This is a genomic window from Amycolatopsis cynarae (genome assembly GCF_026802195.1).
GTDB lineage: Bacteria > Actinomycetota > Actinomycetes > Mycobacteriales > Pseudonocardiaceae > Amycolatopsis_E > Amycolatopsis_E rhizosphaerae.
This window is the reverse complement of sequence record NZ_CP113836.1, coordinates 2,685,872-2,699,280: the sequence shown is the minus strand read 5'-3', so window position 1 is coordinate 2,699,280 and position 13,409 is coordinate 2,685,872. Positions and strand designations below refer to the sequence as shown.

The window sequence follows — 13,409 nt, the reverse complement described above, 5'->3', positions numbered from 1 at the left end:
ATCCCGGCCCGTCCAAGCCGATAGCGTTCGGGACACCCGCAGCACTCCGGCTGCGGAATCCGGATCGGCGCCGGGAATCGGATGGCGTCGAAAACCCTTCATGGAGTAATGATGTTCCGCAATGTCAAGGCAACCGCTTTCGTCGCACTGTTCTGTGCCGTGGGCGGACCGGTGCTCGCCGGATGCGACGAGGACTCGGACTCGGACGCGGGTGCCTCGACGCCGTCGACCGTGGCCAGCGCCCACAACTCCGATCCGGATCCGATCTCCGGCACCGTGAAGATCACCGTCGACGGCCGGTCGGTGAATGTGTCCTGTTCGGGTGCCGCGGCCGGAGACCGGCCGGTCGTCGTCCTGCTGCCCGGGCTGGGCGATGGTCTGGACAAGATGGCCGACTTCCAGAAGACGCTGAGCGAAAAGGGCCGGGTCTGTTCCTACGACCGGCTCGGCGAAGGCGCGAGCGACCAGCCGAACGGCCCGCAGACCTTCGACAGCACCGGCAAGATCCTGACCGGCGTGCTGGACCGGGTCGCCGGCCACCACCCGGTGGTGCTGGCCGGGCATTCCCTGGGCGGGCTGATCGCCGCCCGGTACGCGCCCGCCCACCGCGACAGGGTCGCGGGGCTGGTCCTGATGGACGCCACCCCGTCGACCATCATCGCCGACACCAAGACCGTGATCCCGGAGTCCGCCACCGGTCCGGCGGCCGACGTGCGCGCGCAGAGCGTCGCGGTCTACGGCGGCGACAACCCGGAGAAGCTGGCCTTCCAGGACGGGAAGGTGGATTCCGCCGGCGACATCCCGGTGGAAGTGATCCAGCACGGTCAGCCCTACCTCGCCGCCCTTCCCGAATACGGGCCCGCACTGGAAAATGCGTGGTCCGAAGGACAGCGCAAGTGGCTCGAGCTGTCCAGCCGCAGCAAGCCGTCCACCGCGGCCAACAGCGGCCACTACATCTACGTCGACCAGCCCGACATCGCCGTGCAGGCCATCCAGCGCGTCACCGCGGAAGCCGGGAAATAGCAGGCCCACTGCGTCACCTGCCGTCGGGCCGCTACCCTCGTCCCGTGATCGACCTCCGGCGCAGCACGGACCGGTGGCAACGGTTCGACGTCACGGTCCGGGACGCCCCACTCGCGCTGGTACTCGCCGTGGCTTCGCTGGTGCCCGCACTGGACAACCACGGTACGCAGCTCGGGGACGTGCCCGCCCGTCCCATGGACGCGCTGAGCATCGTGGTGATCGCCCTCGAATGCCTTCCGCTGATCATCCGCAGGCGGTGGCCTGCCGTCTGCCTGGTCCTGGTGTCGATCGGCTTCGCCCTCGACCAGCTCCGCGGCTACCACACGGTCGCGGGGACAGCGCTGCCGCTCGCGCTGGTCAGCACGGCAGCCCACCTGGACCGGTTCCGGTGGACCGCCGTGGCCCTGGCTTCGGCGGCCTACGTACCGCTGGCCATCGCCCTCGCGCGGAGCGAGACGACCGAAGGCGTCACCGGGTTCGTCACGTTCTACCTGGCACTGGCTCTCGCCTGGGGGATCGGGAGCTGGCTGCGGCAGTCCCGTGCCGCCGAAGAGGAGCGCCGCCGCCACGTCGCCGAGACCACCCGCACCGCGGAACGCACCCGCATCGCCCGCGAGCTCCACGACGTCGTGACCCACCATGTGACGGCGATGGTGGTGCAGACCGAGGCGGCGCGCTACCTGACCGGCTCTCCCGAGCGCCTCGACCAGGCCCTGTCCGCCATCTCGGGCTCCGGCCGAACGGCCATCACGGACCTGCGGCACCTGCTCGACCTGCTCAACCCCGACCACAACGCCGAGGCGCGAAGCCCGTCCGCAGGCGATCTCCACACCCTCGTGGAGCAGACCCGGCGGGCCGGTCAGCCGGTGGAGTTCGCCGAAGAAGGCAGCCGGAGCGAGGCGACCGGCAGCGCCGAAGCGACGGCCTACCGTGTCGTGCAAGAAGCCTTGACGAACGCTCTCAAATACGCGCACGGCAGCCGCACCACCGTTCAGGTGCGCTACGGGGACAGGGAGATCACGGTGGAGGTCGGTACGGACGGCACGGGTTCGCCCACCGCTTCGGTGGGGGGCAGCGGGCGGGGGCTGGCCGGGCTCGGCGAACGGGTCGGTGTGCTCGGCGGAGAATTCCGGGCCGGACGGCAGGACGACGGCGGGTTCGTGGTGCGGGCCCGCATTCCCGTGGGCAGCGCCTCGTGACCGCACCGATCCGGGTCCTCGTGTGTGACGACCAGGCGCTGATCCGCACCGGGTTCACGACGATCATCGACGCCCAGCCCGACCTCTCGGTGGTCGGCGAGTGCGGCGACGGCCGCACCGCCGTCGACCTCGCCGGCCGGCTTCGCCCCGACGTCGTGGTGATGGACGTGCGGATGCCGGTCCTCGACGGCATCGAGGCGACCCGCCTGCTGGCCGGCGCCGGGGTGACCGAGCCCGTCAAGGTGCTCGTGGTGACCACGTTCAACCTCGACGAATACGTCTACGAAGCGCTGCGGGCCGGCGCCAGCGGGTTCCTCCTCAAAGACGCCCCGCCGGGACAGCTGCTGCACGGCATCCGGACCGTCGCCACGGGTGCCGCGTTGCTGGCGCCGGAAGTGACGCGCCAGCTCATCGGCCGGTTCGCCGCCCGGATCCGGCCGGTGGAGGGCACACCCGAGTCCCGGCTGGCCCCGCGAGAGCTGGAAGTCCTGCGCCTCATCGCGAACGGCCTCTCCAACAGCGAGATCGCCGCGAACCTGGTGATCAGCCAGGAGACCGTCAAGACCTACGTCTCCCGCATCCTCGCCAAACTCGACCTGCGCGACCGCGTCCAGGCCGTCGTCTACGCCTACCGCCATGGCCTGGTGACCTGACCGCGGCCATCTCGCGCGGACGGCCGGTTCGCTTCAGGGAAGCGCTGTCACCGCTACGCGTTGGCTGTCGTTGTCGGAAAGGAACGACGCCAGAGCCGCCCCCTGTTCCGTGACGGCGGTGTGCTCGGTCCGGGAGAAACGGCGCAGCGGAGTGACGGTCACGGTGCCCGCCTGCGCGGTCCAGGTCGCGGCGACGCGGCCGTCGACCAGGACGACGCGCGCGCCGGCAACGGACAGCCCGCGGTGGGCGTCGTCGATGATCCGGCTGCGGTCGTCGTAGCCGAGGATCGCGTTGTCGAACGCGGGCAGGAACCGCACCGGGGCGGGTGTGCCGGGGTCGGGGCGCGGCGCGTCCGCGAGGTCGATCAGTTCCCGGCCACGCTCGTCGCGAAAGGTGACCAGCTTGTCGCGGAGTGCGGCGACCGCGTTGGGAAGCCCGGCGAGGCCGGACCACGCGCGCACATCGGCCACGGCGGCGGGTCCGAACGCCGCCAGATAGCGCAGTACCAGCGCTTCGCCGACCGGATCGGAACCCTCCGGAGCGAGCGGGTCGATCTCGCGCCCCAGCCACGAGGAGAGCAACACCGTGCGCACGCCCGCCTTCTTGCGCCACAGTCCGCGCGGTGGCAGTTGCACCACCGGGACTAGGGCGGCGATCACCATTTCTCCCAGCGCCCGCGGTCCTGCGGCCGGCCAGCGCGCACCGAGTGTCCGGCCCAGCTCGGCCATCGTGCGCGGCTCGTCGTCGGCCAGCATCGCCCGTGCCGCCGCCGCGAGCTCGTCGAGGTCCACTCCGTCGAACTCGCGGCGGTAGACCCCGAGGACCCGTTGGCGCAGCATGGCGCCGTGGCGGGCCCACCAGGCCAGGGCGTCGGCGGCGGTGACGAGGTGGATCGTGCGGCGCATGAGATGGGTCCGCACCACCCGTCGGCCGGTCACCCCGTCGTCGAGGGTGGCAGGCTCGAAGGCACGCAGCCGTGACCAGAGCCCGACGAACGGCTCCTGTGGCTCCTGGGCCTGCATGCCGCAAAGGTGTGCCACGGCGTCGGGCACCGGCAGGTCGGCGCGATCGAGCAGCAACTGCCGGGCGAGCGTCGCCCGGTTGAGCGCCCGGGTGTCCAGCACGGTCATCGGGTCAGGCCGCCGCGCGCTCGTCGGCCGATCGACGGCGTAACGCCGCCTGTTCGAGGGCGGGTGGCACATAGGACACGTCGATCGGGCCGATGTCGGTACCGGGCGGCACGATCCGGTCGATCCGGTCGAGGACCTCGTCGTCCAGGGTGACCGCGGCGCCGGCCAGCAGGTCCTCGAGTTGCTCCAGGGTGCGCGGGCCGATGATGGCCGAGGTGACACCGGGGTGGGCGATGGCGAAGGCCATCGCCAGGTGGGTCAGCGAAAGGCCGGCCTCCTTGGTCAGTGGGATGAGTTCCTCGACCGCGTCGAGTTTGCGCTCGTCGGTCATGTGCCCGGGCACCCAGCGCATCCGCTGCGCGTTCCGCACCGGCTCACCCTTGCGGTAGCGGCCGGTGAGCAGGCCCATCGCCAGCGGGCTCCACACCAGCACGCCCATGCCGTAGCGCTGGCAGGCGGGCAGGACCTCACGCTCGATCCCGCGGTTGAGGATGGAGTACGTGGGCTGCTCGGTGCGGAAGCGCTGCAACCCGTGCCGGTCGGCCGCCCACTGCGCCTCCACGATCTCGGAGGCCGGCAGGTTGGAGGTGCCGATGGCGCGGACCTTGCCGTCGCGCACGAGGTCGGTCAGCGCGGACAGGGTTTCCTCGATGTCGGTCCGCGGGTCGGGGTGGTGGATCTGGTAGAGGTCGATGTGGTCGGTCCGCAGGCGCCGCAGCGAATGCTCGACCGCGGTGACGATCCACCGCCGGGAGCTGCCGCGGCGGTTGACGTCGTCTCCCATCGGACCGTTGACCTTGGTGGCCACCACCACGTCGTCGCGTCGGCCTTGGAGCGCGGCACCCACGATCTCTTCGGTCACGCCGTGCGGTCCGTACACGTCGGCGGTGTCGACGAAGTTGATTCCCGCGTCCAGCGCCCGGTGGATGATCCGGACGCAGTCGTCGCGGTCGGGGTTGCCGTTCTGGCCGAACAGCATGGTGCCGAGGCAGTAGGGGCTGACGTGGATTCCGGTGCGGCCGAGAGGGCGCATCCTCATGGGGTGTCCAATCGCGTGGTCGGTCATGGTCTGGTCGTGGGCGGGGGCGGCCCCGGGTGGGCGGGTGGGTTCTCCCGCCCACCCGGGTCCGGCTGTCATCCGTTGTATTCGTTGACGACGTCGAGGACCCAGACGACGCCGAACCGGTCCCGCAGCATGCCGTAGGCGGCAGCCCAGCCCGCCGGTCCCATCGGGACCACGACGGTCGCTCCGGCGGAGAGCTTCTCCCAGTAGCCGGTGACCTCCTCGGCGGTTTCGCCGCGCACGGAAACGAAGAACGAGTTCTCGCCCTGGTCGTAGCCCATTCGCGACGGCACGTCGTAGGCCATGACGTGGAAGCCGTTCTCGGCGAGCACCTGGCCCCACATCACCTGGTCGGCCTCGGACTCCACCTGGACGTTGCCGGCGTCGGAGTACGTGACAACGGCCAGGTGGCCGCCGAACACGGACTGGTAGAACTCCAGCGCCGCGCGCGCGTCGCCGCGGAAGTTCAGGTGGGTTGTGGTCGTGACGGACAAGGTCGCTCCTTTGTGGATTTCGTGCTTGATGCGAGACCCACAGTCGCAGGGGAAGTGGCCAGGGTGTGTCCTCTTCTTCGGACAGAATGAGAAACATGCCGAAGACCTCAGCACGACTGCTGGCGCTGCTGTCGCTGCTCCAGGCGCGCCGGGACTGGCCGGGAGCGTTGCTGGCCGAAAGACTCGATGTCAGCCCGCGAACGGTACGCCGCGACGTCGACCGTCTGCGCGAGCTCGGCTACCCCATCGTGACCACCAAAGGCCCGGAAGGGGGGTACCGGCTCGGCGCCGGCAGCCGACTTCCGCCCCTGCTGTTCGACGACGAGCAGGCCGTCGCCCTGGTCGTGGCACTGCGGATCGCCATCACCACCGGCGCCGGCCTTGAGGAGGCCGCGGCGCGGGCACTGACCACCGTCCGGCAGGTCATGCCCGCCCGGCTGCGCCACCGCGTCGACAGCCTCCAGGTCACCGCCGTCGAACGGTCCGCGGCGCCGCGAGTCGACAGCGGCGTGTTGATGGGGATCAGTGGCGCCGTCCACGCCCGCGAGGTGCTGCGCTTCGACTACGCCACCGCGGCCCCACCGACGCCCGGCGAGTCCGCTCCCCCGCGCCGGGTGGAGCCCCATCACCTCGTCACCTGGGGCGGTCGCTGGTATCTCGTCGCCTGGGACCTCGACCGCGGCGACTGGCGTACCTTCCGCGTCGACCGGATCACCCCGCGCACCCCGACCGGACCCCGCTTCACGCCCCGTGAACTCCCCGGAGGGACCGTGGCGGACTTCGTCGCCAGCAGGTTCTCCGGCTCCGACGGCTCGGGCGGGTGGCCATGCCACGGCGAAGTGATCCTCGACCGGCCCGCCACCGAGGTGTCACCGTTCGTCCACGACGGGGTTGTCGAGGAACTCGGCCCGCACCGCTGCCGACTCGTCCTGGGCTCGTGGTCATGGCCCGCCCTGGCCGCCTCCCTCGGCAGGTTCGACGCCGACATCGAAGTCGTCAGGCCGACCGAACTCAAGGACGCCTTCGCCCACCTGGCCCACCGCTACGCCAAGGCGGCGGCCAACGGATCCTTCACGCCCGGCCGCACCGATGGGAAGGGGTGACCGGCGGCAGTCGTGGTTCCGTCAGGACGTGTCCGCCGGGTCGCCCGATCGACCGGATCGCGTGCTGGCGGACAAGGCGTACAGTTCTCGCGCTAACCGGGCCTACCTCCGGCGGCGCGGGATCGCGTGCACGGTTCCCCAGCCGCCGATCAGATCCGGCATCGCCGCAACCGTGGCCGGGCCGGTGGCCGACCACCACCATTCGACCCGGACATCTACAAGCAGCGGGCACGGTCGAGTACGGGATCGACGGGCTCAAACGCAACCGGGCCCTGGCCACACGATTCGACAAACTCGCCGCCCGCTGCCTAGCCCTTCGCTGCGGGGGCGGCGTGACCCGCGGGCCCGCATCCCTGACCTCACCCCCGCGTGAGTCGCTCAGGCGGCGGTGGTGAGGGGTTCGGGTTCGCTGCGGTAGGTGCGACCGGCCGGGGTGGTGATCTCCAGAACGCCGGTTTCGCTCATGCGATGATGCCAACCCGGCTCGCCCTTGAGCCGATGATCGCGGCGGCACAGGCCGCAGAGGTTGCCGCTGTGGGTGCCGCCGCCTTGTGCCCAGGGGTCGACGTGGTCGAGGTCGCAGGCCTGGACCGGTCGGTGACACCCCGGCACCCGGCATTCCCGGTCGCGTGCCTGGACCAGGTCTTTCGTAGCGGCGGGTGGCCGGTAGCGGTGACGTCCGACGTCGATCGGGGTGCCGGTCATGGGTCGATGATGACCCGCCGGATCGTGGCATTCGCGGCGATCTCCCGTGCCAGTTGGGCGGGGATGGGGCCGTGTCCGGCCAGTTCGGCGGGCTCGCTGCGCAGCCCGGCCCAGGTCAGGAAATCCAGATACACAAACACTTCCGCCCGCGGCGGCTCCACCTCACCAGCGACACCAAGGCACAGATCGGAGAACACGTCCGCCCGCAGTTCGTCCAGCGTGCGCTCCTCACCCCTGCTGCGCAGCCGCCGGGCGACACGATCGACCCGGGTGTAGATCGTCGCGGCGATCCCGGCGGGGAGGTAGGCGTACAGCGTGGCCATCCCCTCGTCCTCATGGCACAACTGAACCTTGCGCCCCCGCCTCCGCTCCTCACAGCGCCGCGCATACCCGTCCGGATCGACGCGGGCGACGGTCCTGTTCACCAGACGGCGCACCCCGATACGGATCCACCGCACCCCGCCGCATCGCCTCGAATGTCGAGGGCAACCGCTGCGCCAGATCCCGGGCCAGTGACACCTGCCCCTCCGCCTGACGCGCACCGTAATGCAATTCGAGAGCGACCTCTTTCGCCACCGAATCCGCATCCCCCAACGCCGAAATGGCGGCTGGCTTCACCGCCTGACACGCATTCGAACACACCTCAGCCGCCGCGATCAGTGACAACACCTCATTTCGATGGAGTGCGGCGATACGGTTGTACAGTTCCGGATCGGGCCCGGAAAACCCCCAGTTCTCGGTCACGCCACCATCGTATCCGCGACATGCCGCCAACAGCATTACACGATCAGGGACACTTCGAACGACAATTCGAACACGGCGCTTGTCGTCGCGGTTCGATGCCGGATCTGTTCCGCGAAGCCGAGGCGAGGCGTCGCTTGAACAGCAGTCGGACTCCTGTCTCCTACTCCGGAACCGAAGGCACCGGGTCCGCACCCGCCGGGAACCGCGCGAGGCCGTCCTGGATCAACGATGCGCCGCAGCGGACCTCCTGGGCCACGGCGTCGATCGCATCCTGGATCGGGCGGCCGGGGCGCAGATGCGTCCGCAGTGCGCGGAATTGAAGCCGCCACAGGCCGAGGAGCGCGGCCGCGGCGACCTGGGGTACGGGATCGGCGGCGCGGAGCCCGGCTCGAGAGGCGAGTGCCTCGGCGGCGACTTCCGTGAACCTTTCCGCGGTGTCGCTCTGATATGCCCGAAGTGACGGGGTTTCCCGAATCAGGTCGCCGAACCTGCGATAGCGGGCCAGCGCTTCGTCCTGGTCTTCGACGCTCGCCAGGCTCACGCCAAGGTCGTGCAGTTCATCGTCGATGATCTTCACCATGGCCTCGACCGGAGGAACCGCCGGATCGGCCAGATGGGTCCGCAACGCTTCGCTGGTGACCTCCAGCTCGTCCAAGACCAGGGCCTCTTTGCTGGGAAAGTAGTTGAACACCGTCTTTTCGGACACTCCACAGGCCCTGGCGACATCGGCGACACGGACGGCGTCGAAGCCATGCTCCAGAAACATCCGGGCGGCGGTGTCGGACAACTGCTGGCGCATCGCGCGCTTCTTGCGCTCGCGCAGCCCTTCCCCGCCTCGCTGTCCGGCTCCCGTCGACTTCATTCTCCCAGACTACTACAGCCACTAGAAAAGTACTGCTACTGTAAACTTACAGTTACTGAAGGAAGGACTAGTCATGGCGAAGATCATCATCGTGCGCGACTACCCCCACTCACCGCGGAAGGTCTGGCAGGCGGTGACCGATCCGGCCCTGATCCCGTACTGGACCTCGACCGGCAAGGGTGCTCGCGCCGTCGGCTTCGAGCCCGTGATCGGCAACCGGTTCCAGTTCGTCGCCAAGCCGATGCCCGGTTGGCGTGGGATCGTCGACTGTGAGGTGCTGGAGGTTCGCGAGCAGAAGCTGCTCCGCTACACGTGGGTCGGTTCCGAAGGCGAAGAACCCACCTACGTCCGATACGAACTGGATCCGGCACCCGGTGGCACCCGTTTCACCTATCGCCACACCGGGTTCAGCGGAGTCGGCGGGTTCGCGATGGCCAAGATGCTGGGCTCGATCCGGAAGAAGATGCTCACCACCGGGATGCCCGCATTACTGGCCGAAATGGACGACGAGGGTCGCCTGCGATCGGATACGACGCTGCGGCGAGGCCGACACCCGCAGTGATCCTGCGAGCCCGCCGTAGCTTGGGTGGAGACGATCTCCACCCAAGCTACGGCCGCTGACCGAAGACGCGGACGGCCCGAATTCCTAGCGTTTGCATGTCCGGATGACGTGCTGACGGCTGGGAGGTGGGACCGGTGAGTGGCCCGGTCGAGATTGTCCTGATCATCGCCGCGATCGGTTATGTGCTGGCTCGGCGTGGCCCGGGCGGTCTCACCGCCCTCATCGACGACGTGCGCGATCTCGGATTCCGGCAGCCGAACGAGGGCACCGGCCCTCACCACGAGCCAGGGCACAGCGTCATCGAGGACAACGCGACTCGATGAACACCGAAGGCGAAGACACGGCGCCCACCACGGCGGGGCTGACACCACGGTTCGGCGATGAGCTGCTCCGCCCGTTCGTCGTCGCGGCCATCTCGGTGATCACCGTGGTCGAGTTGCTGGAGCGGGCACCGCTCCGGTTCGCCGTCCTCATCTGGGCACTGACCGCGGCGATGATCGCCGTGGGGGCCGCTTCCGCCTTCCCCTGGCGCCGGCTCCGGGATTCGGCCGGAGACCCTGTCCCGGCTGGCCGACAGCAGCAACGCCCGCTGCGCGGTCGAGGGTGAACCGGGCGAAGTACCGGTCGAGGTGGCCCAGGCCGTCATCCGCACCGCACAGGAGGCGATCACCAACGCGCATCGGCACGCCCCCGGCGCCAAGGTGAGCCTGCTACTGGAGTACCAAGACCAACTGGTTCGGCTCACCGTCACCGACACCGGCGCACCCGCCGCGCACCGCAACGAATCGGGCAGTGGAATGGGTCTGGTCGGAATGCGCGAACGCGCCTCGCTGCTGGATGGCACACTGCACGCCGGCCCGCTCGAACCGCCCGCCCGGGGATGGGCCGTGAGATTGGAGCTGCCGCGATGACCCCGATCCGGCTACTGATCGCCGACGACCAGGCCGCGGTCCGGGAAGCGCTCGCGGTCATGCTCGACCTCGATCCCGACATCACCGTGGTGGGCACCGCCGGAAACGGCAAGGAGGCCATCGCCGCGGTGGACAAGTACGGCCCGGAGGTCGTGCTGATGGATCTGCACATGCCGGTGATGGGCGGCGTGGAGGCCACCACAGTGCTTCGGCAATCCCGGCCCGACCTGCCCGTCGTGGTGTTGACCACCTTCGAGGACGACGAGTCCGTGCTCGCCGCCTTGCGCGCCGGCGCTCGCGGCTACCTGACCAAGGACGCCAATCGCGGCACCATCATCCAGGCCGTGCGCAGTGCCCACGCCGGCCATGCCGTGCTCGACCCCGGCGTCCAAACGCGCCTGCTCAACCTGGCCACACGTACCAGCGCGCCGGAACCACAGGAACCGGGCACCGCCGCGTCGCTGACCGCACGGGAGCGGGAGATCCTGGCTCTGATCGGCCAGGGACTGCGCAACGGCGAGATCGCCCAACGGTTGTACATCAGCGAAGCCACCGTGAAGACCCACATCAACAACCTCTTCGCCAAAGCGGGTCTGCACTCCCGCGCCGATGCCGTTCGGCTCGCCCTCAGCCTCGGCAGCGCGAGCCGGCCCGAGAAGTAGCCGAGGGGCCCACCGGTTCCGGCGGATCCCGTGCCCGGTTCGTCAGATCGTCCAGGTGACCGGCAGTGCGCTGATCCCACCGGTCAGTTGATCGCCGCGGACGGGAAGATCGTGGATGTCCGCGGCCAGCCGCAGGATGGGAAACCGGCTGAACAGCCCAGTGAACACGGCCCGCAGTTCGTGGGCGTAGCGCAGCACGTCACGCTGGGGCCGGGGCGGGATGCCCTGAAGGTCGCCTTCAGGGTCATCAACGCCCTCAAGGCCACCTTGAGGGCACGCCCCGGCCCCAGGAGTGCCGTTCCCCTGTCGAACGACCGCCGTGAGGGGACCCCTCAGGGTGTGGCGGCGGCGTCGAGGTCGGGCAGGGGCCGCCCGCAGATCTCCCGTGCTTCGGCGGCGGTGAGGCCGAGCATGCGCAACAGGTCCTCGGCCACCTGGTCGGTGGCTTCGGCATCGTCGCGCTCGGGCCGCCGGTGCAGGAGCTGACCGAGAGCGAGCGCGGCTCCGGCCACCGTCACCATGGCCAGCTCGGTGTCACGGACGGTGAAGCGGCCGGCCCGGACGGCGGCCTCGATGTCGCGGCGGGCACGGGGGGCGAGTCCGTGCTCGGAGTCGGCGAGTTCGAGCCCGTAGTGCAGGAGCACCTTGCTGAGTTCGGGGTGCCTGCGGTGCAGGCGGCCGGTCAGCCGGAAGCTCTGCGCGAACACCTGCGCCGGGTCGTCCAGCCCCCTGGTCAGTTCGTCCAGCAGCGCGCCGTGGGCGTCGAGGGCATCCTCGACCGCCGCCTGGTAGAGCTGCTCCTTGGTCTCGAAGTGGTTGTAGAACGACCCCATCCCCACGTCGGCGGCCTGCGTGATCTCCAGGATCGACACGGTGGTCTTCCCGGCGGCGATGAGCGCTTGGGCAGCCCGGACGAGGGCCGCGCGGGTACGTGCCTTGCGCCGTTCCAGGCGGCTCGGGGCGTGTGCCGGCATGTGGTGCTCCCCCGTCTTCCGCGATCCGTCCCAGCTCATCCTAGCTGAACCGTCATTTTTGAAGAAATCGTCAGAACTACTTGACTGACGATGCCCTCGTAACTGACGATATCGTCATCAGCGTGGATGGAAGGGAGGGCCCGTGTCCGACCGGATCGATCAGCATGACTCGCACACCGGCCTGCACAGCGAGCACGGCGCGCTCGCGGGTGAGCACCCGGGCCGGGCGAAAAACCCGGTGATCAAGGTGCACGACCTGGCGTGGCTGGAGTTCGAGAAGCCGGATCTGCCGCGGGCCGAGGTGTTCGCACGGGCGTTCGGGTTCACCCCGACGCTGAGCACCGGGCACGAACTGCACCTGCGCGGCACCGATCCCGGCGCCCCGTGCGTGCTCATCCGCAAGGGCGCCCGGTCGAAGTTCCTCGGCCCGGCGTTCCGGGCGGGGGCCCCGGGTGACGTGCTGAGACTGGCCGAGGCCACCGGGCGGCGGGTCGCCCCGTTGCCGGAGGCCCTCGGTGGCATCGCCGTGGACCTCGCCGACCCGAGCGGCCTGCGCGTCCGCGTGGTCTCGGACATGGACGAGCTGCCCGCGCTGCCGCCGCAGGAACCGCACACGTTCAACTTCGGCCACGAAGTCCGGCGGGCCAACCTCACGCAACGCCCGCCACGGGAACCGGCGCGCGTGCAGCGCCTGGGTCACGTCGTGCTGCAGACGACGCGCTACCGCGAGGCGCTGGACTGGTACCTCGAACACCTGGGCTTGATCGTCAGCGACTTCCTGTACCACCCCGGACAGCGCGGGCGCGGGCCGGTGATGAGCTTCATCCGCTGCGACCGGGGCGCCACCCCCAGCGACCACCACACGCTGGCCATGGTGCTCGGTCCGGCCAACCGCTACGTGCACTCCGCCTACCAGGTCGCCGACCTCGACGCGCTGGCCGCCGGCGGGGAGTACCTGCGCGACCGCGGCTACCACCACTCGTGGGGCATCGGGCGGCACATCCAGGGCAGCCAGCTGTTCGACTACTGGCGCGACCCGGACGGGTTCATGGTCGAGCACTTCAGCGACGGCGACCTGTTCGACAACACCCTCGAACCCGGCTGGGCCCCGATGAGCGCCTCGGGCCTGGCCCAGTGGGGACCGCCTGCCACCGCCGACTTCCTCGGGACCAAGCCCGGCAGGGAATCGCTGCGCGAACTGCGCGCGATGTTCTCCGCACTGCGCGAAGAAAACGAATTCGACGGCCAGCGCCTCCTCGGCCTGCTCAAGGCCGCCCGCTCCTGAGCGGCCACCGCCCGACCGGACTCGCACCGCCACCCGAT

At 69.7% G+C, this 13,409-nt stretch carries 19 protein-coding genes; 10 read left to right on the top strand and 9 right to left on the bottom strand.

Annotated features, from left to right (window positions below; all coding sequences use genetic code 11):
* The first annotated feature begins 108 nt into the window (after positions 1 to 108).
* The 3 genes from ORV05_RS12810 to ORV05_RS12800 are packed head-to-tail and all read left to right on the top strand — an operon-like array spanning position 109 to position 2,875.
* Positions 109 to 1,023, top strand: a complete 915-nt coding sequence (locus ORV05_RS12810; protein ID WP_268758704.1) for an alpha/beta fold hydrolase — start codon at positions 109 to 111, stop codon at positions 1,021 to 1,023.
* Between the two features lie 44 nt (positions 1,024 to 1,067).
* Positions 1,068 to 2,222, top strand: a complete 1,155-nt coding sequence (locus ORV05_RS12805; RefSeq protein WP_268758703.1) for a sensor histidine kinase — start codon at positions 1,068 to 1,070, stop codon at positions 2,220 to 2,222.
* Positions 2,219 to 2,875 (top strand): response regulator, encoded by a 657-nt coding sequence (locus ORV05_RS12800; protein ID WP_268758702.1) that lies wholly within the window; start codon positions 2,219 to 2,221, stop codon positions 2,873 to 2,875. Before ORV05_RS12805 ends, ORV05_RS12800 begins: the two co-directional genes overlap by 4 nt.
* A 33-nt stretch (positions 2,876 to 2,908) precedes the next feature.
* On the opposite strand, the gene ORV05_RS12795 is transcribed toward ORV05_RS12800, so the two are convergent.
* The 3 genes from ORV05_RS12795 to ORV05_RS12785 form a co-directional block, all read right to left on the bottom strand.
* Complete coding sequence (locus ORV05_RS12795; RefSeq protein WP_268758701.1) at positions 2,909 to 4,006, bottom strand: winged helix DNA-binding domain-containing protein; 1,098 nt, start codon at positions 4,004 to 4,006, stop codon at positions 2,909 to 2,911.
* 4 nt (positions 4,007 to 4,010) lie between these two features.
* Positions 4,011 to 5,045 (bottom strand): aldo/keto reductase, encoded by a 1,035-nt coding sequence (locus ORV05_RS12790; protein ID WP_268758700.1) that lies wholly within the window; start codon positions 5,043 to 5,045, stop codon positions 4,011 to 4,013.
* A gap of 95 nt (positions 5,046 to 5,140) precedes the next feature.
* On the bottom strand, positions 5,141 to 5,563 hold the full coding sequence (locus ORV05_RS12785) for a VOC family protein (RefSeq protein WP_268758699.1): 423 nt from the start codon (positions 5,561 to 5,563) through the stop codon (positions 5,141 to 5,143).
* 95 nt (positions 5,564 to 5,658) lie between these two features.
* On the opposite strand from ORV05_RS12785, the gene ORV05_RS12780 reads away from it, so the two are divergent.
* On the top strand, positions 5,659 to 6,666 hold the full coding sequence (locus ORV05_RS12780; protein ID WP_268758698.1) for a helix-turn-helix transcriptional regulator: 1,008 nt from the start codon (positions 5,659 to 5,661) through the stop codon (positions 6,664 to 6,666).
* A gap of 378 nt (positions 6,667 to 7,044) precedes the next feature.
* Here ORV05_RS12780 and ORV05_RS12770 read toward each other — a convergent pair whose 3' ends face one another.
* From ORV05_RS12770 to ORV05_RS12755, 4 genes are all read right to left on the bottom strand, one after another.
* Positions 7,045 to 7,371 carry an HNH endonuclease signature motif containing protein gene (locus tag ORV05_RS12770; RefSeq protein ID WP_268758697.1) on the bottom strand — a complete coding sequence of 109 codons (327 nt, stop codon included), beginning with the start codon at positions 7,369 to 7,371 and terminating at the stop codon, positions 7,045 to 7,047.
* Positions 7,368 to 7,796 (bottom strand): DUF222 domain-containing protein, encoded by a 429-nt coding sequence (locus ORV05_RS12765; protein ID WP_268758696.1) that lies wholly within the window; start codon positions 7,794 to 7,796, stop codon positions 7,368 to 7,370. Before ORV05_RS12765 ends, ORV05_RS12770 begins: the two co-directional genes overlap by 4 nt.
* On the bottom strand, positions 7,744 to 8,115 hold the full coding sequence (locus ORV05_RS12760) for a DUF222 domain-containing protein (protein ID WP_268758695.1): 372 nt from the start codon (positions 8,113 to 8,115) through the stop codon (positions 7,744 to 7,746). Before ORV05_RS12760 ends, ORV05_RS12765 begins: the two co-directional genes overlap by 53 nt.
* 160 nt (positions 8,116 to 8,275) lie before the next feature.
* Positions 8,276 to 8,977 (bottom strand): TetR family transcriptional regulator, encoded by a 702-nt coding sequence (locus tag ORV05_RS12755; protein ID WP_268758694.1) that lies wholly within the window; start codon positions 8,975 to 8,977, stop codon positions 8,276 to 8,278.
* Between the two features lie 73 nt (positions 8,978 to 9,050).
* Between ORV05_RS12755 and ORV05_RS12750 the strand changes: the two genes are divergently transcribed.
* The 5 genes from ORV05_RS12750 to ORV05_RS12730 all read left to right on the top strand — a co-directional run bounded on the left by ORV05_RS12750 (position 9,051) and on the right by ORV05_RS12730 (position 11,112).
* Positions 9,051 to 9,539, top strand: a complete 489-nt coding sequence (locus tag ORV05_RS12750; RefSeq protein ID WP_268758693.1) for an SRPBCC family protein — start codon at positions 9,051 to 9,053, stop codon at positions 9,537 to 9,539.
* A 134-nt stretch (positions 9,540 to 9,673) separates the two neighbouring features.
* A complete protein-coding gene (locus tag ORV05_RS12745) occupies positions 9,674 to 9,862 on the top strand; it encodes a hypothetical protein (RefSeq protein WP_268758692.1) in 189 nt (62 codons plus the stop codon).
* Complete coding sequence (locus ORV05_RS12740) at positions 9,859 to 10,146, top strand: PIN domain-containing protein (RefSeq protein WP_268758691.1); 288 nt, start codon at positions 9,859 to 9,861, stop codon at positions 10,144 to 10,146. Before ORV05_RS12745 ends, ORV05_RS12740 begins: the two co-directional genes overlap by 4 nt.
* Positions 10,147 to 10,168: 22 nt before the next feature.
* On the top strand, positions 10,169 to 10,450 hold the full coding sequence (locus ORV05_RS12735) for an ATP-binding protein (protein WP_268758690.1): 282 nt from the start codon (positions 10,169 to 10,171) through the stop codon (positions 10,448 to 10,450).
* Entirely contained in the window at positions 10,447 to 11,112 is a 666-nt protein-coding gene (locus ORV05_RS12730) for a response regulator (protein WP_268758689.1), read from the top strand. Before ORV05_RS12735 ends, ORV05_RS12730 begins: the two co-directional genes overlap by 4 nt.
* Positions 11,113 to 11,154: 42 nt before the next feature.
* Here ORV05_RS12730 and ORV05_RS12725 read toward each other — a convergent pair whose 3' ends face one another.
* The gene (locus ORV05_RS12725) at positions 11,155 to 11,310 is read right to left on the bottom strand and encodes a hypothetical protein (protein ID WP_268758688.1); all 156 of its coding nucleotides are present in this window, start codon (positions 11,308 to 11,310) and stop codon (positions 11,155 to 11,157) included.
* A gap of 134 nt (positions 11,311 to 11,444) precedes the next feature.
* Positions 11,445 to 12,086, bottom strand: a complete 642-nt coding sequence (locus tag ORV05_RS12720; protein WP_268758687.1) for a TetR/AcrR family transcriptional regulator — start codon at positions 12,084 to 12,086, stop codon at positions 11,445 to 11,447.
* A 142-nt stretch (positions 12,087 to 12,228) separates the two neighbouring features.
* On the opposite strand from ORV05_RS12720, the gene ORV05_RS12715 reads away from it, so the two are divergent.
* Positions 12,229 to 13,371 (top strand): VOC family protein, encoded by a 1,143-nt coding sequence (locus tag ORV05_RS12715; RefSeq protein WP_268758686.1) that lies wholly within the window; start codon positions 12,229 to 12,231, stop codon positions 13,369 to 13,371.
* The last annotated feature ends 38 nt before the right edge of the window (positions 13,372 to 13,409 follow it).

Bases quoted from the DNA above. Each gene is read 5' to 3' on its own strand.
- ORV05_RS12740 (WP_268758691.1), top strand. From the start codon at position 9,859: ATGAACACCGAAGGCGAAGACACGGCGCCCACCACGGCGGGGCTGACA.
- ORV05_RS12750 (WP_268758693.1), top strand. From the start codon at position 9,051: ATGGCGAAGATCATCATCGTGCGCGACTACCCCCACTCACCGCGGAAG.
- ORV05_RS12770 (WP_268758697.1), bottom strand. From the start codon at position 7,371: ATGACCGGCACCCCGATCGACGTCGGACGTCACCGCTACCGGCCACCC.
- ORV05_RS12720 (WP_268758687.1), bottom strand. From the start codon at position 12,086: ATGCCGGCACACGCCCCGAGCCGCCTGGAACGGCGCAAGGCACGTACC.
- ORV05_RS12795 (WP_268758701.1), bottom strand. From the start codon at position 4,006: ATGACCGTGCTGGACACCCGGGCGCTCAACCGGGCGACGCTCGCCCGG.
- ORV05_RS12810 (WP_268758704.1), top strand. From the start codon at position 109: ATGATGTTCCGCAATGTCAAGGCAACCGCTTTCGTCGCACTGTTCTGT.
- ORV05_RS12730 (WP_268758689.1), top strand. From the start codon at position 10,447: ATGACCCCGATCCGGCTACTGATCGCCGACGACCAGGCCGCGGTCCGG.
- ORV05_RS12755 (WP_268758694.1), bottom strand. From the start codon at position 8,977: ATGAAGTCGACGGGAGCCGGACAGCGAGGCGGGGAAGGGCTGCGCGAG.
- ORV05_RS12790 (WP_268758700.1), bottom strand. From the start codon at position 5,045: ATGAGGATGCGCCCTCTCGGCCGCACCGGAATCCACGTCAGCCCCTAC.
- ORV05_RS12780 (WP_268758698.1), top strand. From the start codon at position 5,659: ATGCCGAAGACCTCAGCACGACTGCTGGCGCTGCTGTCGCTGCTCCAG.